This window comes from Nocardia sp. NPDC050718 (genome assembly GCF_040654235.1).
GTDB lineage: Bacteria > Actinomycetota > Actinomycetes > Mycobacteriales > Mycobacteriaceae > Nocardia.
The window spans coordinates 101,844-119,011 of record NZ_JBFAHQ010000004.1 but is presented as its reverse complement, the minus strand read 5'-3'; the positions used below and the strand labels follow the sequence as shown (position 1 = coordinate 119,011).

The following is a 17,168-nucleotide window of genomic DNA, read 5'->3' as shown; positions in this document are numbered from 1 at the left end:
CGTCCTAGCTGTGCGGAAGAATGTGCGGGGTGTTGGAAACTTCGGCTCGCCTCCTCGAACTGCTTTCGCTCCTGCAAACACCCCGCGTCTGGACCGGCGCCGACCTCGCCGAACGCCTCGACGTCGATACCCGAACCGTCCGCCGCGACATCGACAAGCTCCGCAACCTCGGCTATCCCGTGCACGCGGTCTCCGGTGCGGCCGGATACCGCCTGGGAGCGGGAACCAAACTGCCTCCGCTGCTCTTGAACGACGAGGAGGCGGTCGCCGTCGTCGTCGGATTACGCACCGCGGCAAGCGGAACGATCACCGGCATCGAGGAGAGCTCGCTGCGGGCACTGGCCAAACTGGAGCAGATCCTGCCGGCCCGGCTACGTCACCGAGTCTCGGCGCTCCAGGCAGCGACAGTCAGCATGCCGGCGGGCACGCCATCGGTGGACGCGGATGTCCTCACCGCGATCGCCGCCGCGATCCGCGACCACGAACAGCTCCGCTTCGACTACCGCACCCATGACGGTTCCGAGATCCGGCGGGCGGCCGAACCGCATCGACTCGTGCACACCGGACGGCACTGGTACCTGGTCGGCTGGGACGTCGAGAAACAGGACTGGCGCACCTACCGTGTCGACCGCCTCCGCCTCCGCGTCCCCAACGGGCCTCGATTCACCCCGCGCGAGGCACCCGAGGTCGACCTGACCGGCTGGGTGTCCCGCGGGGTCAGCACCGCCCCCTATCGCTACCAGGCACGCATCACCCTCGAGGTGTCGGCTGCCGCGGCGGCGGATCGGATCCCGCCGACGGTCGGTGTCATCGAGGCGATCGACGACGGGCACTGCCTGCTGCACACCGGCTCGAACTCGCTCGATGAAATAGCCGTCTACACCGGACTTTTCGGCTTCGGGTTCCATGTTCACGAACCGCCCGAACTCATCGACCACCTTCGCGCGCTGGCGGACCGCGTCACCGTGGCCATCACTCCCCGCGACAACGCACACCCGACCCGGTAGCGGTGATACAACGGTCGGCTCGGAGCCTGGAACTCGTTCGACCGGTCGGAGTAGCTACTGCTGAAGATCACCTGTGCGGCCATGTGTTCGATTCCTTTTCCGGCACAGGAGATTCGGCGTTCGCCGACTCCCTGTCACCGGGGTACCGGCGAACCCAACACACGACCGCACACCGTGGGCATCAATCCTTGACGACTTGGGTACCGCCCGCGAAGTTGTCGTGCCAGCCCTGCTTGGTCGAACTCGAACTCACCGTCACCGCGATGCCGATCGCCGCGATGAACCACAGCAGGCCGCCGACCCAGGGAATCAGGTTCAGCAGCATGTACGCGTTGCGCTTGGCGGACTCGGCCAGATCCGGTTTGCTTGCGCCGCCGGCGCCGTTGACACGCAGCCCGAGGATCTTCTTGCCCGGTGTCGACCCCGTCGCTACTTCGAAGGCCACGAAGTACAGGAACCCGAATCCGGCGCCCGGCAGGATCGCGATCCAGCTGGGGAGATCGGTGACTCGCTCCAGTAGCCAGAACAAGACCGCGCCGATCAGTCCGGCGATGATCCAGTCGATGAACCTCGCTGCGGCCCGACGTCCGATTCCGGCGGGTGTGATGCCGACTGTGTTGGTCATGGTGTCCTCCTCGACGCGATCACACGTCACCGTCCTCGACGCAGAAACCGCCAGTCACGGTGGCACACCGAGTATCTCACCGCTTCGCACGGCAGGGACACGGGTCAGGTGGATCGAGACCACGTCGAGTACGGAGACGGACGGTAGCGACCGCCTGTCGACTACGACCCGCTCGTCGCCGTCCGTGCCCGTGCCCTGTTGGAAACGAGCCTCGGTCGACCTTCGCTCTGTGCGGCATCACCGACACCGCCGCTGTCCTCGATCGGATCTCCACCACCCCTGGACCTCGGCGAACCGACGGCGACCTGTCTGTCCGGCACCGCCGAACTCTTCGCGGACGCCTGATCATCTTCAGCCAGGGGACAGCGCGCCCTGATCGGCGGCAGGCTCTGTCGCGCCGGAATGGTCTGCGGAACGCGGGCGTGGCCGGTCAACTGTCGCGCGAATGGTCTGTTCTCCGGTAGTTTCCCGCCTGTGGGTGGCGATGTTGATATCGAATGGGCCAGGTCGATCGCCCGCGCAGAGTTGGAGCATGCCCTGCCACGCCGTTGGTCGCACTCCCAGGGTGTAGAGCGAGCCGCCGAGAAGCTCACCGCCTGCCTGCCGGCCGCCGATGCACTCCTACTTCGAGCTTCGGCCATACTGCATGACGTCGGCTACGCCCCAAGACTGGCGCGGACGGGCTTTCATCCACTCGACGGTGCCCGATTTCTGCGGGACGAGCATGGCGTGGATGAGCATGGCGTGGATGAGCAGCTGACGCGGCTCGTGGCTAACCACAGCTGTGCGCTGCTGGAGGCAGAGGAGCGCGGACTCCGCGGCGAGCTGGAAGCCGAGTTTCCTCTCCCCCAGGACCGCCTTCTGGTAGACGCATTGATCTACGCCGACATGACAACAACGCCCGACGGAAGCCGGACGACGCAGTCCTCGCGGATCACCGAGATCATCGGCCGCTACGGCCCAGACACATTGGTGGGCAGATTCATCCAACGCGCGGAACCAGAGATCATGGCCGCAACGAGAAGGATCGAACGGGCGCTGCAGAATCAGCCGAGGTTAGGGTAGCTACCAGACAGATAGTCACCGATTTGTTGACGCATACTCGGGTGGATGTCGTAGTTGTCCAGATCATCGGAAGCAACGAACTTCACCCCGTCGGCTTCGTCGTTGATCGTCGGCTTCCCTGACACCGGTCGCCCGATATAGGTGTTCTCGTACTGCTGGCGCACCTCGCCATCGGTGTAGGCGACGATGTGGTGGGGATTGCTGTAAATGCCCAGGAATCCGGTGATTTCAGCGGTAATCCCGGTCTCTTCACGGCATTCCCGGATAGCACATTCGGCTGCAGTTTCACCGAAGTCCATCGCGCCGCCCGGCAACGCCCACTGGCCTGTGTCGCGACGACGTTGCAGCAGAATCGCCCCGGCAGCGTCGGTGACCAGCAGATTGCATGCCACGACAAGCGAATTGGGCTTCGGGGCCTTCGGATCGTGGTAGTACTCGATTCTGCCCATTGTCGACCTCTCAGTCCGGAATCCAGGGCTGTGCATCTGCCCAGATCGCGTCGAAGCTCTCGGCGTAGTTGTCGAACCAGCCGCCATCGTTGACCCGTTTGAGCTGGAATACGGGATTGGCACTGGCTGGCTGCCCCCAGATGTGTGGATTCACCAACATGGTGTCGTCGTATCGAAACAACGAGTTGTAGAGCGTCGTATCATGTAGTCGCACCTCGCACCGTTCAACAGACGGGAGTGAGCGGTAATAGGTAAGCGAGGCACGGATCTTCGCGGCCAACGTATCCCGGCCGAGACCTTCTTCGAGACCACGTTCGAGGACCGCCCTGCCGCTGGGGTCGCCGAAGCACAGCCTCACTCGGACCCCCTGGCGTGCTCGTTCGGTGAGCGTGTGGGCGACACGGGGATTCGACTGCGCCAGGAACGTACCGGAGAACACGAGAACGTCGATCTGCTCGGTCGCATTACCCAGCAGAGACAGCCAGATCTCGCGAGGCACTTCAGCACGATTGTGAAAAGTGGCGACAAGTTCGACGTTCGTTGGCGCGGCGCTCTCGGCAACGGCAGGTGGCCAAAGGAATCCCTCTTCGACCCGCAGGTGATGCGCCACACGTCGGCGGTGCCGAGGATGCGGGACCCTGCCACCGAGCCAGCGCCCGACCGTCTTCGGATCGACCTCACAGACATCGGCCAGCGACTCGGGCGCGATCCCGCGCTGATGGAGCACACTCTGCAGCCGGATGTTCACGCCTCCCATAGAAGCCGACGCGACAGGCTCGAGCAAGCACAGGCTCCGAACCAGGAATCGAAACGTCCCCGGACGTCCTGGGCGACGTCCCAAACGCGGTTACGGGGTCCGGCTGCCGACGGCCACGATGTTGGCCTCACCGAAACCCAAGGCGGCCAATATGATCACCGAACGAACCGGCATCCACACCATCCGACGCCTCTACTTGCAGCTGCTCTATCGGTGCAACTTCGAGTGCAAACACTGTTTCCACGGTGAACGGCTCGAATACGCCGACGCATTCACCGCCGCACAAGCCTGCAATCTCCTCGCTCGCATGCAGCGCGACTACGCCACCGAGGCCGTGGTCCTGCTGGGTGGTGAGCCGTTCCTGTACAAGGAACTGCCGCGTGTGGCCCGCCATGCCAAGCACACCCTGGGGTTGGCCGTAGAAATCTGCACCAACGGCTACCGCATCGGCGCCCGGCTGCGCGAGATCGCGCCGTGCATCGACCTGTTGCGGATCTAACTCGAAGGCATCGGCGCCACCAACGACCGCATCCGCCGCAACGGCAGCTACACCACTGCCATCGAATCCATCGCTCTTGCGCACAGCCTCGGCGTAGCCACTGGTGCAACGCTGACCGTGAACCGATACAACATCGACGAAGTCGTCGACCTGGCGAGAACCCTCCAATCGCACGGGGTGGCGCAACTCAAACTGCACCAGCTCCGCGCTGTGGGCAACGCGGCACAGCACCCGGACATGCTGATCACCGACCCTGCCGCCTACACCGACCTCCGGAGCCGACTCGGCGAGGCTCACCTGAACATCGCGGTGATTCTCGACGACGACCTCAACGAATCACCGACGTGCCCGACTTCGGCCGGCAACGACACCATCGACCGAATCGAGACCGACCCCCGCGGCGCACTCACCATGTCCTGCAAGGCCGTAGGCAACGACTCACACGCCTTCTGGTACGACAAAGCCTCTGACCGCATCGAATACCGACCATCCGCGCACGACGAGATCGCTCTCGGAATCCCCGACGTGGTGTATGGCCGTGTCTGAACACGTGCTGTTCGAGAGCATCGAAGGACTCGCGGGCACCGGCAAAACCACCGTCGCGCCGCTGCTGGCACAGGCCCGGCAGGCCGTCTTGGTCGCGACGGTCCCTGCGAACTTCCAGTCGCTACGCCGGAAGCTGGACAAGTCGAGCAATGCCGACGCGCGCATGTGCCTGTTCCTGTCCGCTCTCCTGACCGCGACAGACCAGATTGTGCGCTATCTCGAGGCCGGGGTCCCCGTCGTCGTCGAAAGCTATTTCGCGCGCTGCATTACCACTCATCGCGAATACGGTGCCACGCTCGGCATCGTGCTGCCCGCTGAGCTGCCCGAACCAGTGACCTACCAGCTGACATGTGCACCGCACGAACGACTGCGCCGTCTTGCGCACCGCGACAAAGCTGTCACCAAGTGGGACATCCTTGCCGAACAACACTCGGAAAGCCTCACCGCCGCTATCGGCGAATGGGCCACACATCGCATCGACACGACGGCGAGCGCACCCGCCGATGTTGTCCGAACCATCCTGTCCCTCAACCGAAATGGGTCCGAAGATGCAACCCGCTAGCCTCTGGGAGCAAACCCTTACCTTCTTTCCGCAATTCCTGCGTGAACTGGACGACCGCTGCGGCCAGGGCGCGACGGTGACCGTCGTCGGCGCCGGCGACGGCAAGTTCGTTCTGCCACTCGCCGCCGCCGGGTACACGGTCATCGCCGTCGAGAGCGACCCGCAAGCGCTACTCGGCGGCGAGGTTCTGCTACCTGGATCCGGTCTCGCGTACGCACCCAGCTTGGCCGAACGTGTCGAGGACGCCGGGCTGACAAACCGCGTGCGGATCGAACCACACGACTTCTTCGACGCCGAGCTGCCTGAATTGCAGGCTGAGGCTGTGTGGACGAGTTGCTCGTGGCACTACAGCGCCAACCACCATCGTCCGCTGAGCGAGTTCATCGGACGAATGACCGACCTCCTCACCCCCGGCGGGCTCTTCGGCGCCGAATTCATGATGCCGGTCGAGGATCACCAGTACCGCATCGAGCACTACACCACCCCGGACAAGCTGTTCCGCTACTTCCCCGGTGAGACGTGGGAAGTGTTGCTCACCTTGAGAACGGATCCGTTCATCGAACGGCCGCACGTCGGGCAACTCCACGACCACACGCACCGCATGGGTGTACTTTTCGCTGCACAGTCCGAACTCCTCGACGAAGGGTCGCGAGCTCGATGAAGCACGAATACGAAGCCACCTTCTTGGCGATCGACGTCGAGGTGATCAAGGCGAAGCTCGAGGCGCTCGGCGCCGCTCAACGATTCCCTCGAACCCTGCTGACCCGCAAGATCTTCGACGGCGAGGCGGTGCCCGAAGGAGCCTGGGTCCGCCTCCGGGACGAAGGCACCCGAACAACGTTGACACTCAAGCGCGTCACCGACTCCACAACCATCGACGGCACCACCGAGGTCGAGACCACCGTCGGCGACCTGGACTCGATGGCCGAGATCCTCACCGCGATCGGGCTCACAGAGACCCGATATCAGGAGAACTACCGAGAAGAATGGAGCCTCGGCGACGTCGTCTTCGACCTCGACACCTGGCCGGACCTGCCCACCTTCCTCGAAATCGAAGGGCCCGACGAATCCTCGGTCCGCCGAGCCGCCGCGGACCTCGGACTCGACTACACCCAAGCGAAGTTCGGCAGCGTAGACACGATCTACCTGGTAGAACTCGGCCGGGACATCCTGACCGAACCAACCCTGCTGTTCAGCCACTCCACCGCGTAGCCCTGTCGCGGGCCCTGACAGGTGATGGCCCGCAAATGCCGGTGCGCGGCCGCCGACGGCAAACGTGGGTTTCTCCCCGGCCCGCCGGCCTAGCGTTGTGATCAGGAAATGCTGCGGAAGAAGGTGCGGATGTCTTCTGCGAGTAGTTCCGTCGCCTCCATCGCGGGGAAGTGGCCGCCTTCGGTGAACTCGCTCCAGTGGGTGATCGCCTTCCACGGGTCCAGTGCACGGCGCATGAGTGGGTGGGTGTCGAAGACGGCCCATGCGGACGGCACGTCGGCGGCCATGATCCAGTCGAGTCCGGAGTGCTCGCCCTCGTAATAGAACTGCGCGCTGGACGCGCCGCTGCGGGTGAACCAGTACAGGCTGATGTTGGTGAGGAGCTGGTCGCGGTCGACCGGCGTTCGGGAGGCACCGGACCAGGTCGTGAATTTCTCGGCGATCCACGCGAGCTGACCGACCGGCGAGTCGGTGAGCGCAGCGCCGATCGTGTCGGGGCGGTGGTTCTGGATCTCGAGATATCCCCGCTCGGCGGCGACCTCGGTGCGCACTACCTCGAGCTGGGCGATCTCGTCCTCGGACAGACCATCCGGGAGCGGGAGCTTGTCGCCGACGAACGCGAGCAACCGGGAGTCGGCGCCGGTGTGCGTGCCGATGACCCGTTCGGGGTGCAGCGCCGCGAGGCGGCCGATGACACCCGATCCGATGTCGGTGCCGTGGGCCGCGAACCGCTCGTAGCCCAGCCGCGTCATGATCTCGGCGTAGGCCTCCGTGGTCCGTGCCAGCTCCCAGCCGGTCCCCGACAGCGGAGTGGAGAACCCGAAGCCGGGCAGCGACGGGACGACGAGGTGGAACTCGTCGGTCAGCATCGGGATGAGGCGCTGGTACTCGACGAACGATCCGGGCCAGCCGTGGCTGAGGAGCAGCGGGATGGCCCGCGGGTTCGCCGAGCACGCGTGCACGACGTGGAACGTCTGGCCGTCGACAACCGTCGTGAACTGTTCGTGCTCATTGAGTTTCGCCTCCTGCGCACGCCAGTCGAACCCGTCGCGCCAATATTCGGCGAGCTCCTTCAGGTACGGCAGCGGGATGCCCCGGCTGAAGTCCGTGCGATCGTCTCGGCCCGGCACGGGGATCGGCCAGCGTGTGTGGGTCAGCCGGGCGCGAAGGTCCTCGATATCGGCCTGCGGGATCTCGATGCGGAAGGGAGTGAGTGCGCTGTTCTCGTTCATGCCACCCAGGCTCCCGGGTAATGCGGCAGGATAGCTTCCGCAATTGCTGGAATGATCGAGAATATGTTGGAAACCTCGGCCCGCCTGCTCGAACTGCTGTCGTTGCTGCAGCTCAAACGGGACTGGACGAGCGCCGAGCTCGCCGACCGGCTCGCGGTGAGCACGCGGACGGTGCGCGCCGACATCGGCAAGCTGCGGTCGCTCGGCTATCCCGTCGACGCGCGTCCCGGCGTCGCGGGTGGGTACCGGCTGGTCGCCGGGACGGCGATGCCACCGCTGCTGCTCGACGACGACGAGGCCGTCGCCGTCGCGATCGGACTGGGTGCGGTCGCGACCCAGCGGCTCGGTGTCGAGGAGACATCGCTGACCGCGCTCGCGAAGCTGGAGCAGGTGCTGCCGTCTCGCCTGCGTCGGCGGGTCGAGGCGGTACGCGAGGCGACGAGCGTTGTTCCAGGAGCCGAGCCGCCGCTCGATCTGTCGGGCCTCGCAGCGGTCGCTACCGCGATTCGCGGTCACGAGCGGCTCCGGTTCGGCTACACCAAGCCAGGGGGAACCGAAAGCGCCCGCCACACCGAGCCGCAACGGCTGGTGAGCTGGGGTTCGCTCTGGTACCTGCTCGCATGGGATCTCGACCGTGCCGACTGGCGGATCTTCCGGGTCGACCGCATGGTCGCCCACACACCGACGGGCGCGCGGTTCCCGCCGCGCGTGATCCCGGCGGACGATGCCGTCGACTACGTCGTCCGACGCGTCAGCAAGGCCGCCTGGCAGTACCGCGCCCGCGTCCTCGTGCACGCTCCCGCCGCCGAGGTCGCCGCGAAGATCCGGATCCCGGTCGATATCGAGGTGGTCGACGAATCCACCTGCCGCGTCGAGCTGGGTTCCACCGATCCGGACCGGCTCGCACTGTGGGTCACCCAGCTCGATCTCGATATCGAGGTGATCGACGGCGACGAGCTCGCCGCGGCGTTCGATCGCCTCGCGACGAGGTTCCGCCGCGCGGCGAGCAGCCCACCCCCGAGGTGATCACCCGGCGAGGTTGACGATGCCGCGGACGGCGAACAGCGTGCCGAAACCGAACAGCACCGACAGGGTGAGGGCCCTGCTGTGCGCGAGCATCCATTTCTCGAGGACTGCGAGGCCGTGTTCGGCATGCTCACCGGCGATGATGAAGATCCCGATCGGAATGATGAAATCGGCGACGGCCGCGACGAGCAGCACCAGGGTGGCGACGAGCGCCGCGCCGGTACCGACAGCCGCACTGGAGATGGCGCTCATCCCCGCCAGCATGATGAACAGATTCGGGTTGAAGACACCGAGCACCACGCCCAACGCGAAAGCTTTACGCGGACCGGCCGAGTCGAGTTCGGCGAGTAGTTTCGGGCGCTCGGCGGTCGGTCGGGGCTTGCGATACAGCAACCAGCCGCCGATCGCCAGGAACAACAGGCCCACGATGAGTCCGGCGTAGGCGGAAGTCCGGGCGGAGGTGGCCGCCGGATCGGACGCGCCGCCGAGCACCGCGGCCAGTGCGACCAGGAAGTAGACGACCAGGAATCCGGCGCCCAGCATCGACGCGTTGCGTACCGGCTCGCGCGAACGCAACAGCAGGACACAGCCGATGACCGCACCGGGGGTGATCATCAAGCCCAGGATCTCGGGCAACAGCATGAGCAGTAGTCCACCCACGTCAGGTCCTCCGTCGCTGGTCGATCCGGACCTCGGCGTCGGCGTAGGCCGACAACGTCGATTCCCCGATCGTGCTGGATGCCGGATAGAACTCGATCTCGATGCCTTGACTGTCGAGCAGTTCGTCGGTCCAGACCGCGCGGATCTGCGGGTCGATCCCGCTCAGGTAGAGGCGTCCGCCCACCTCGTCGAGGCGGCGCGCGTAGTCGGCGATGATGTGCAGGAAGGTCGAGCTGACGCTGGCGCGGCCTCGCAGGCGCAGGATGACGATGCACCCCGTCGCTCCGGCCGGGTCCGGCAGCCGCGTCTGCAAGGTCCGCGCGCCCGCGTAGAAGAGGCTGCCGTAGACGTCGAGGATCACGATCTCGTTGTCGGACAGGTGTTTCGGCACCGTCGACTCGAGCAGGTGGTCGCCCTCCACCCGCAGGCGCACGACCTTCAGATCGATGGCCTCCTGGTTCATCTGCATCAGCAGCGAGATCGCGACGCCGACCCCGACCGCCGAGGTCACCGGCAGCAGCAGGGTCGCGACGAAGGTGACGCCAAGGGCGGTGCGCGAGATGGTGCCGCTGCTCCAGATCGCCAGCACTCGGTCCGGATCCATCGAGCCGACCGCGGCCACGATGAGGATCGCCGCCAAGGTCGGCATCGGTACCCGGCCGACCACGCCGCTCAGCGCGACGAGGATGACCAGGATCCACAGTCCCGACCACATCGCCGCCCACCGGGTCCGCGCGCCGGAACTCACGTTGATCGCGGTCTGACCCACCGAACCACCCACCGGCATCCCACGGAACAAGGCGGCGAAGATATTGCCGATGCCCTGCGCGCAGAAGTCACGGTCGGTCCTCGCTCGGGAACCATCCGGGTTCGGCGACGATTCGGCCACCCCGGCGCCCTGCACCAGCACGATGACGGTCACCGCGAGCGCACCCGCGATCAGTGACGGCGACAGCACACTCAGCTCGGGCACCTGCGGCAGGGGAAATCCGCGGGGAATCTCACCGGAATCCGAGACGGTCGCCACGCCCTCCCAGCCGAGACCGATCACCAACGCGGTCGGCACGATGAGACCGGCCAGCGAGGCGACGGTGCGGAACCTGGTGCGAGCCAACGCGACCAGCAGCACGATCGCGAGCCCACCGACGACGGCCGACGGCCAGTGGATCTGGCGCGGATGCAGCACCACGTGCACCGCCTTCAGCGCGGCCACCGACCCCTCCGACGGCGCGCCGACCAGCACCGGCAACTGGCCGAAGACGATGTTGGCCGCGACGCCGAGCAGGAAGCCGGTCATCACCGAATGGGAGACGAACCGGGTGTAGCGGCCCAACCGCAGTGCGGCAGCGGCGATCATCGCGATGCCGCCGATCAGGGTCAGCACGACCATGGCGGCCGAGCGGTCCTCGGGGGCGACGTCGGTGAGCACCGAGCCGGCCGCCAGGGCCGACGCGCTGGTCGTGGTGATCACCATGAGCCGCGTGCTGGTGCCCATCCCACCGAAGAAGCGTCCCGCCAGGCTCGCGTAGAGCCCGTGGACCGGGCTGACGCCGGCCAGCATGCCCGCCGCCATGCCGTCGGAGACTCCGCCGATCGCGCCGGGAACTCCCGCGACGACATCGGCCTTGGTCATGCGCTGCCCCGCGAATGGGTTACGCATGCCACGCCCCTCCCGGCCCGCCGGGCAGTCCCGGTGCGGCGATCATCTCAGTCCTCGAGTCTGGCGCCGACCGTGTGCACGACGATCACCTTCGGGTCGAACGGCACGAGATCGTCCACCACGTCCTGTAACTCGGCCACCGGTGGCAGCTGCTGCGGGCCGAGCACCGAGACCGTCGCGGTGTCGCCCTGCACCGTCACATCGATGACCTGCGCTCCCGGCGCGTCACCCAGCCAGTCCCGGGTCGCGTCGGCGATCTGCCCGGCCCACAGGGTCGACAGCGAATTGATCACCATCGGAATCGCGACCAGCACCAACGCGGCACCGAGCACCAGATACGCGCGACCGCGCCGGGCCGAGGAGGCTTGCGCCTCCCCCGCGTAGCCTGCGATGAGCAGCACCGCGGTCACCGTGATGATCATGGCGACGACGTTCGACGCGAACAGCACGAACGCGCCGAGTGCGAGCGACGGCGCGTCCGAGCCCAGGCACACCCCCACCACACCCAGCGGTGGGACCAGCGAGATCGCGATCGCCACACCGGGCAGCACATCGCCGACATCACGCCGGGTGATGGCCACCGCCGCGACCAACCCCGTGGCCAGCGCGGCGGTCAGATCCATCAGTTTCGGCGAGGTCCGCCCGACCACCTGTGCGTTCGTCAGCACGTTGACCGGGTTCGGCAACACCTGCGCGAACACGAATCCGAGCGCGACGACCACCACGATCCCGGCCAGCACCAGAATCAGGCTGCGCCCGACCAGTGCGGCGCGTCCGGTGACCACGCCCAGCGCGACACCGAGGATGGGTACCGACAGCGGCGCCACGATCATCGCGCCGATCACGGTGGCGGTGGAGTCACCGATGACACCCGAGATCGCGATCACCGCCGAGAGCACCAGCATGATCCAGAACGCCGACCGCTTCGCGGTGACCGCACCGACCGACAGATCCAGTTTGTCGGTGAGCTCGTCCAGCGATCGGCGTTGATCCGCGGGAACCAGGAAGTCCGATGCGGGCATCACGACGTCACGACCGGGGAAGCGCACGCGGTGCGCACCACGCCCCGCGACAGCGAAGCGATGCTCCGCCGCTCGGCATCCGCGAAATCCAGGCTGGCGCCGAACGGTAGCGTCCCCGCTTCGATCGGGCCGAGGCTTCCCGCTGACTGGTCATCGGTTCCCTTCCCACAACAGTTGAGCGCCATCACCGGCCGGTTCCCGCACAGGCGGAGGCCGCCTCCGCAGCATCACACCGCGATGCCGCCGCGACCTCATCCGAACGGGATGAACTCGGCCGAGCGTCCGATCACGCGATCGGCGACGAGTCGGCCGCAACGTCGTGCACGGCCGTCCCAGCCCCACATCGTGTTCTGAGCTAGGCGGTCGGCTCGGGGCGGGACGCGGCGGCGGAATGCCACTGTCCGTCGGGATAGGTGATGTACAGGGGTCCGAGGTTGCAGGGTGTCAGGCAGCCGGTCGGGGTGACGAGGGCGTCGGGATGGGTAGCGCGCAGACTTCGGTGGAGCTCGGCGGCTCCGTACGCGGTGCAGCGCGGACCGCGGCAGACCAGGATGTGGCCGGTGTGCCGCGGAATCTCCGACCAGGCGGGGCTGCGGAATGCGCGGGGGCTCGCGGTGACGGGCGTGCCCGGTTCGCGCATGCGGGTGCGGATGACGTCGGTGAATCCGGTGGCGGTGTCGACGCCGTCGGTGCGGCGGATGTCGAGGTCGATGGCGCGGGTTTCGCGCCAGTTGGCGACCGCGCGATCGATCCAGGTCTCCAGGTAGCGGTCGCGCGGCACGGCCAGCGGGATGAGGGTGACCGCGACATTCTCCGCGGCGGCCGCGTCGAGAACCTCGTGGATCGTTGGTTCGCCCTGGTCGAGGAGGGCGTAGCCGAGGCCGCAGGCGCGCGCGAGCGCGTCGACGGCGGGGACGTCGACACCGGACGGGGTGGGACGGGCGACGAGGAGGTGGCGGCGGTTCACGCGGTCCGCACCTCGCGACCGGCCGGCACCACCAGCGGGGTACCCGTCATCGGATCCTCGATCACCGCACAGGTGACGCCGAAGACGTCGGCGACCAAGTCCGGGCGCACGATGTCGGCAGGGGTGCCCTGCGCGACCACCCGGCCGTCCTTCATCGCGATCAGGTGGTCGGCGTAGCGGGCGGCCAGGTTCAGATCGTGCAGCACCGCGATGATGGTGCGCGGCAACAGGTTCCGTAGCACATCGAGGATGTCTAGCTGGTGTGCCAGGTCGAGGAAGGTGGTCGGCTCGTCGAGCAGCATCACCTCCGGTTCCTGGGCGATGGCCAGTGCCAGCCACACCCGTTGCTTCTGCCCGCCCGAGAGCTGGTCGAGGGTGTGGTCGATCAGGTCGAGGGTGTCGGTGGCCGTCAGCGCGGCGCGCACCGCGGTCTCGTCCGCCGCCGACCATTGCCGGAACCAGCGCTGGTGTGGGTGTCTGCCGCGCCCGACGAGTTCGCCGACCGTGATCGAGTCCGGGGCGACCGGCTGCTGCGGCAGCATGCCGAGTCTGCGAGCCACGGCCCGGGCGGGCTGGGGCGCGAGGTCGGCACCGTCGAGCAGCACCGCGCCGGAAGTGGGCGGCAGGAGCCGGGCCAGGCCGCGGAGCAGGGTCGATTTGCCGCAGCCGTTGCGGCCGACGATCACGGTGAACCGGCCCGCGGGGAAGTCGACGGTCGCGTCGGTGACGATCGCGCGGTCACCGTAGGTGAGGGTGAGCGCGTCGGTGGTGAGATGTGCGGTCATCCAGCGTGTCCGATCCGGGTTGCACGGGCGAGGAGATAGACGAGGACGGGCGCGCCGAGCAGCGCGGTCACCACACCGACCGGCAGTTCCGCCGGGAACAGCGACCGGGCGGCCAGATCGGCGGCGACGACCAGCAGCGCACCGGTGGCGGCGGCGGGCGCGAGCCCGGCGCCGCGTTCGGCGAGCAACCGACGCACGATCTGCGGCGCGACCAGCGCGACGAAGGCGACCGGTCCGGCCGCGGCGGTGGCCAGGGTGGCGGCCATGGCGGCGAGCACGACGAGGGTGGTGCGGTGCGGACCGCGCTGTCCGGCCAGCGAATTGGCGAGTTCGTCGCCCAGTTCGAGCAGCGGCAGCGACCGGGCGAGCACCAGCAGCGGTGGCACGACCACGACCAGGGCCGCGGCGGCGAACCACACATGGTTCCAGTCGCGATTGGCGAGGCTGCCGGTGAGCCACATGGCGGCCGTGTGCGCCTGGTACACGCTGGCGGTCGTCAGGACGTAGGAGATCGCCGAGGTCAGCATGGCGGTCACGCCGATGCCGACCAGGACCAGGCGGTAGCCGTCGAGGCCGTCCTTGGTCGCCGCCACGACGATCATCGCCATGGCCACGAACGCACCGGCCAGCGCACCGCCGACGAGTGCCACCCCGGCACCGCCGAGCATCACGCTCACCACCAGCGCGCCCAGCGAGGCTCCGGCGTTGATGCCGATGATCTCCGGGCTGACCAGTGGATTCGTCGCGATGCGTTGCAGGATCGCCCCGGACAGCGCGAACGCGGCACCGACCCCGAGGCCGGTGAGCGCCCGCGGCAGCCGGTCGGCGACGACCACGTCGTATTCGATGAGGGTGCCGCCGCCCGCGAGCACCCGCAGCACGTCGGCGACGTCGAGCGGGAAGTGACCGACCGTCAGCGAATAGGCGGCCACCCCGAGCGCCGCGGCGGTGATCAGTGCCGTGAGCAGCAGCGATCGACACTGGACGCGGATCACGATCCGCCGGCTCGGCGAGCGCACCAGCAGGGTGCCTGCGGGCAGCACCCGCCGTTCGGTCGTCGTCACAGCGTGGCCACCTTCCGGTTGCGCACCAGGTAGAGGAAGAACGGCGCGCCCGCGAAGGCGGTGACGATGCCGACCTGGATCTCCACCGGGCGGGCGACGAGACGGCCCAGGATGTCGGCGAGCAGCAGCAGCGACGGCCCGAGCACCGCCGACCAGGCCAGCACCCACCGGTAGTCCTGGCCCGCGAAGAACCGCGCGATGTGCGGAACCACCAGCCCGACGAACGCGATGGGCCCGGCGATCGCCACCGCGCCACCGGCCAGCAGCACGACACCGGTGGCGCCCAGCGCGCGTACCGCGCCGAGGCGGGTGCCGAGGGTGCGGGCCAGGTCGTCGCCCATGGCGATCGTGTTCAGCGGCCGCGCCACCACCGTCGCCAGCACCGCACCCGCCACGATGAACGGCGCGATCGCCCAGACGGATTCGCTGTCGGCCCGGGTCAGCGACCCGACCACCCAGAACCGGAAGTTCTCGAACTTCGTCCGGTCGAGCAGGGTGATCGCGGTGGTGATCGACCCGCACAGCGCGGCGAACGCGGCACCGGCCAGGGCCAGCTTCACCGGCGTCGCGCCGCCGAAGCCGAGGGATCCCAGCGAGTAGACGAAGACCGCTGCCACAGCGGCGCCGAGGAAGGCGAACCAGACGTAGCCGGCCGGCGTCGCCACACTCAACCCGCCCATGGCGAGCACGATCGCCAGCGAGGCCCCCGCGTTGATGCCGAGCAGACCCGGGCCGGCCAATGGATTGCGGGTCAGCCCCTGCATCACGGCCCCCGCCAGCGCGAACGCCGAACCGGCCAGCACCCCGGCGACGGTGCGCGGCAGGCGAATATAGCGGATGATGTGGTCGCTGTCGGAGCCGGTGAAGTCGGTGAACGCCGCGATCGCCTGACCCGGGGGCACGGCGTTGGCCCCGATGAGGATCGACGCGGCACCGACGACGGCCAGCACGGCCCCGGCCACGAGCAGGCCGGGACCGCGAACCGCGCGCGTCACCGCCCGAACAGCTCGGGGTGGATCAGCTCGGCGACCAGCTCGGTCGCGTGCGCGATCCGCACGCCCGCGGCCCGATCCGCGAACAGGAACGGGTGCACCTTCCCGGCGCGAACGGCGGTGAGGGTGGCGAAGGCCGGGTTGCCGACGATCCGGTCGACCTGCGGCTTCGCGTCGGCACGGGTGTAGGTCGCCTTGCAGCACTGGCTGGTCAGGATGATGTCGGGGTCGCGGGCGATGAGCTCCTCGGCACCGATCTGGACGTTCCGGCGCGCGGTGAGATCAGCGAAGGCGTTCACCCCACCCGCGGCCTCGATGATCTGGGTGACGAAGTCGATGCCGCCCGCCACCTGAAAAGTGCCGTCCTCCTTGGGCGAGACCACCGCGACCCGCGGCCTCGACGCGGTGCCGACTTTCGTCCTGACCGCGTCGATGCGAGCGCTGAGCCCGGCGACCACCTCCTCTGCCCGCCCCGAGACACCCCAGAGGGCACCCAGGTCACGCAGGTCGGCGTAGACATTGTCGAAGCGCACGGTCCTCGGGTCGATCGCCTCGTCGGCCAAGCCGTCCGCACTCGGGCACAGCGGGCTCAGCACCCAGGTGCGTACCCCGAGTTCGTGCAGGCTCGCACGGGTACCGACGCTCTGCTGCGCGGACTTCGCGAACACCCCGTTGAACCCCGACAGCACGAAGTCCGGATTCTGGGCGAGCAGTTCGTCGCGGCTCGGCAGCTTCTCGACATACGCCGACTTCGCCTGTGCGTCTTGATATTCGGGCAGCACGGTCGAATCGAGGAAGGCGGTGCCGACGAGGCGGTCGGTCACGCCGAGCGCGTGCGCGATCTCGATCGAGGGCTGATACGCGGCGTAGATCCGCTGCGGTGGCGCGGGAACGGCGATATCGATTCCGCAGTTGGCGCGGGTCACGGCATTCGCACCGTCGGCGTGCGGGCCGGGTTGCACGCCGCAGCCGGCGATGACGATCGCACAGGCAATCAACGCGCCGGTACGTAGGCGCGTGAGAACAGACAGGGTCACG

At 67.6% G+C, this 17,168-nt stretch carries 20 protein-coding genes; 8 read left to right on the top strand and 12 right to left on the bottom strand.

Annotation, left to right across the window (positions count from 1 at the left end; translation table 11 throughout):
- The first annotated feature begins 29 nt into the window (after nt 1–29).
- Nucleotides 30–1,007, top strand: coding sequence for a YafY family protein (locus AB0H54_RS19530; protein ID WP_357346729.1), 978 nt, complete (start codon nt 30–32; stop codon nt 1,005–1,007).
- Between the two features lie 181 nt (nt 1,008–1,188).
- Here the strand turns inward: AB0H54_RS19530 and AB0H54_RS19525 are convergent, their stop codons facing one another.
- Nucleotides 1,189–1,632 carry an RDD family protein gene (locus tag AB0H54_RS19525; RefSeq protein WP_355272588.1) on the bottom strand — a complete coding sequence of 148 codons (444 nt, stop codon included), beginning with the start codon at nt 1,630–1,632 and terminating at the stop codon, nt 1,189–1,191.
- 474 nt (nt 1,633–2,106) lie between these two features.
- On the opposite strand from AB0H54_RS19525, the gene AB0H54_RS19520 reads away from it, so the two are divergent.
- Complete coding sequence (locus tag AB0H54_RS19520) at nt 2,107–2,697, top strand: HD domain-containing protein (RefSeq protein WP_357346728.1); 591 nt, start codon at nt 2,107–2,109, stop codon at nt 2,695–2,697.
- Here AB0H54_RS19520 and AB0H54_RS19515 read toward each other — a convergent pair.
- Complete coding sequence (locus tag AB0H54_RS19515) at nt 2,679–3,146, bottom strand: NUDIX domain-containing protein (RefSeq protein ID WP_357346727.1); 468 nt, start codon at nt 3,144–3,146, stop codon at nt 2,679–2,681. The two genes, AB0H54_RS19520 and AB0H54_RS19515, sit on opposite strands and share 19 nt — an antisense overlap.
- A 10-nt stretch (nt 3,147–3,156) precedes the next feature.
- Nucleotides 3,157–3,894, bottom strand: coding sequence for a DUF5919 domain-containing protein (locus AB0H54_RS19510; protein ID WP_357346726.1), 738 nt, complete (start codon nt 3,892–3,894; stop codon nt 3,157–3,159).
- A 160-nt stretch (nt 3,895–4,054) separates the two neighbouring features.
- Between AB0H54_RS19510 and AB0H54_RS19505 the strand changes: the two genes are divergently transcribed.
- From AB0H54_RS19505 to AB0H54_RS19485, 5 genes are all read left to right on the top strand, one after another.
- Complete coding sequence (locus tag AB0H54_RS19505; RefSeq protein WP_357346725.1) at nt 4,055–4,402, top strand: radical SAM protein; 348 nt, start codon at nt 4,055–4,057, stop codon at nt 4,400–4,402.
- A 117-nt stretch (nt 4,403–4,519) separates the two neighbouring features.
- Nucleotides 4,520–4,948 (top strand): hypothetical protein, encoded by a 429-nt coding sequence (locus AB0H54_RS19500; RefSeq protein WP_357346724.1) that lies wholly within the window; start codon nt 4,520–4,522, stop codon nt 4,946–4,948.
- Nucleotides 4,941–5,510, top strand: a complete 570-nt coding sequence (locus tag AB0H54_RS19495; RefSeq protein ID WP_357346723.1) for an AAA family ATPase — start codon at nt 4,941–4,943, stop codon at nt 5,508–5,510. Before AB0H54_RS19500 ends, AB0H54_RS19495 begins: the two co-directional genes overlap by 8 nt.
- Complete coding sequence (locus AB0H54_RS19490) at nt 5,497–6,171, top strand: class I SAM-dependent methyltransferase (protein ID WP_357346722.1); 675 nt, start codon at nt 5,497–5,499, stop codon at nt 6,169–6,171. The genes AB0H54_RS19495 and AB0H54_RS19490 overlap by 14 nt, the downstream gene beginning before the upstream one ends.
- On the top strand, nt 6,168–6,722 hold the full coding sequence (locus AB0H54_RS19485) for a class IV adenylate cyclase (RefSeq protein WP_357346721.1): 555 nt from the start codon (nt 6,168–6,170) through the stop codon (nt 6,720–6,722). Before AB0H54_RS19490 ends, AB0H54_RS19485 begins: the two co-directional genes overlap by 4 nt.
- Before the next feature lie 101 nt (nt 6,723–6,823).
- Here the strand turns inward: AB0H54_RS19485 and AB0H54_RS19480 are convergent, their stop codons facing one another.
- A complete protein-coding gene (locus tag AB0H54_RS19480) occupies nt 6,824–7,954 on the bottom strand; it encodes an epoxide hydrolase (RefSeq protein WP_357346720.1) in 1,131 nt (376 codons plus the stop codon).
- Nucleotides 7,955–8,017: 63 nt separating this feature from the next.
- On the opposite strand from AB0H54_RS19480, the gene AB0H54_RS19475 reads away from it, so the two are divergent.
- Nucleotides 8,018–8,980 (top strand): WYL domain-containing protein, encoded by a 963-nt coding sequence (locus AB0H54_RS19475; RefSeq protein ID WP_357346719.1) that lies wholly within the window; start codon nt 8,018–8,020, stop codon nt 8,978–8,980.
- On the opposite strand, the gene AB0H54_RS19470 is transcribed toward AB0H54_RS19475, so the two are convergent.
- From AB0H54_RS19470 to AB0H54_RS19435, 8 genes are all read right to left on the bottom strand, one after another.
- Nucleotides 8,981–9,640: a GAP family protein gene (locus AB0H54_RS19470; RefSeq protein WP_357346718.1), complete on the bottom strand. Its 660-nt coding sequence runs from the start codon at nt 9,638–9,640 to the stop codon at nt 8,981–8,983.
- A gap of 1 nt (nt 9,641) precedes the next feature.
- Nucleotides 9,642–11,300, bottom strand: coding sequence for a SulP family inorganic anion transporter (locus AB0H54_RS19465; RefSeq protein WP_357346717.1), 1,659 nt, complete (start codon nt 11,298–11,300; stop codon nt 9,642–9,644).
- 47 nt (nt 11,301–11,347) lie between these two features.
- Nucleotides 11,348–12,322: a DUF389 domain-containing protein gene (locus AB0H54_RS19460; RefSeq protein WP_357346716.1), complete on the bottom strand. Its 975-nt coding sequence runs from the start codon at nt 12,320–12,322 to the stop codon at nt 11,348–11,350.
- A gap of 355 nt (nt 12,323–12,677) precedes the next feature.
- Nucleotides 12,678–13,289, bottom strand: a complete 612-nt coding sequence (locus AB0H54_RS19455) for a (2Fe-2S) ferredoxin domain-containing protein (protein ID WP_357346715.1) — start codon at nt 13,287–13,289, stop codon at nt 12,678–12,680.
- Nucleotides 13,286–14,074, bottom strand: a complete 789-nt coding sequence (locus tag AB0H54_RS19450) for an ABC transporter ATP-binding protein (protein WP_357346714.1) — start codon at nt 14,072–14,074, stop codon at nt 13,286–13,288. The genes AB0H54_RS19455 and AB0H54_RS19450 overlap by 4 nt, the downstream gene beginning before the upstream one ends.
- On the bottom strand, nt 14,071–15,138 hold the full coding sequence (locus tag AB0H54_RS19445) for an iron chelate uptake ABC transporter family permease subunit (protein WP_357346713.1): 1,068 nt from the start codon (nt 15,136–15,138) through the stop codon (nt 14,071–14,073). The genes AB0H54_RS19450 and AB0H54_RS19445 overlap by 4 nt, the downstream gene beginning before the upstream one ends.
- A complete protein-coding gene (locus tag AB0H54_RS19440) occupies nt 15,135–16,133 on the bottom strand; it encodes an iron chelate uptake ABC transporter family permease subunit (RefSeq protein WP_357346712.1) in 999 nt (332 codons plus the stop codon). The genes AB0H54_RS19445 and AB0H54_RS19440 overlap by 4 nt, the downstream gene beginning before the upstream one ends.
- Nucleotides 16,130–17,167 (bottom strand): ABC transporter substrate-binding protein, encoded by a 1,038-nt coding sequence (locus tag AB0H54_RS19435; RefSeq protein WP_357346711.1) that lies wholly within the window; start codon nt 17,165–17,167, stop codon nt 16,130–16,132. Before AB0H54_RS19435 ends, AB0H54_RS19440 begins: the two co-directional genes overlap by 4 nt.
- Between the last annotated feature and the right edge of the window lies 1 nt (nt 17,168).

Coding starts and splice junctions, on each gene's coding strand:
- AB0H54_RS19480 (WP_357346720.1), bottom strand. CDS start 7,954: ATGAACGAGAACAGCGCACTCACTCCCTTCCGCATCGAGATCCCGCAG.
- AB0H54_RS19465 (WP_357346717.1), bottom strand. CDS start 11,300: ATGCGTAACCCATTCGCGGGGCAGCGCATGACCAAGGCCGATGTCGTC.
- AB0H54_RS19505 (WP_357346725.1), top strand. CDS start 4,055: ATGATCACCGAACGAACCGGCATCCACACCATCCGACGCCTCTACTTG.
- AB0H54_RS19460 (WP_357346716.1), bottom strand. CDS start 12,322: ATGCCCGCATCGGACTTCCTGGTTCCCGCGGATCAACGCCGATCGCTG.
- AB0H54_RS19475 (WP_357346719.1), top strand. CDS start 8,018: ATGTTGGAAACCTCGGCCCGCCTGCTCGAACTGCTGTCGTTGCTGCAG.
- AB0H54_RS19515 (WP_357346727.1), bottom strand. CDS start 3,146: ATGGGCAGAATCGAGTACTACCACGATCCGAAGGCCCCGAAGCCCAAT.
- AB0H54_RS19485 (WP_357346721.1), top strand. CDS start 6,168: ATGAAGCACGAATACGAAGCCACCTTCTTGGCGATCGACGTCGAGGTG.
- AB0H54_RS19525 (WP_355272588.1), bottom strand. CDS start 1,632: ATGACCAACACAGTCGGCATCACACCCGCCGGAATCGGACGTCGGGCC.
- AB0H54_RS19490 (WP_357346722.1), top strand. CDS start 5,497: ATGCAACCCGCTAGCCTCTGGGAGCAAACCCTTACCTTCTTTCCGCAA.
- AB0H54_RS19450 (WP_357346714.1), bottom strand. CDS start 14,074: ATGACCGCACATCTCACCACCGACGCGCTCACCCTCACCTACGGTGAC.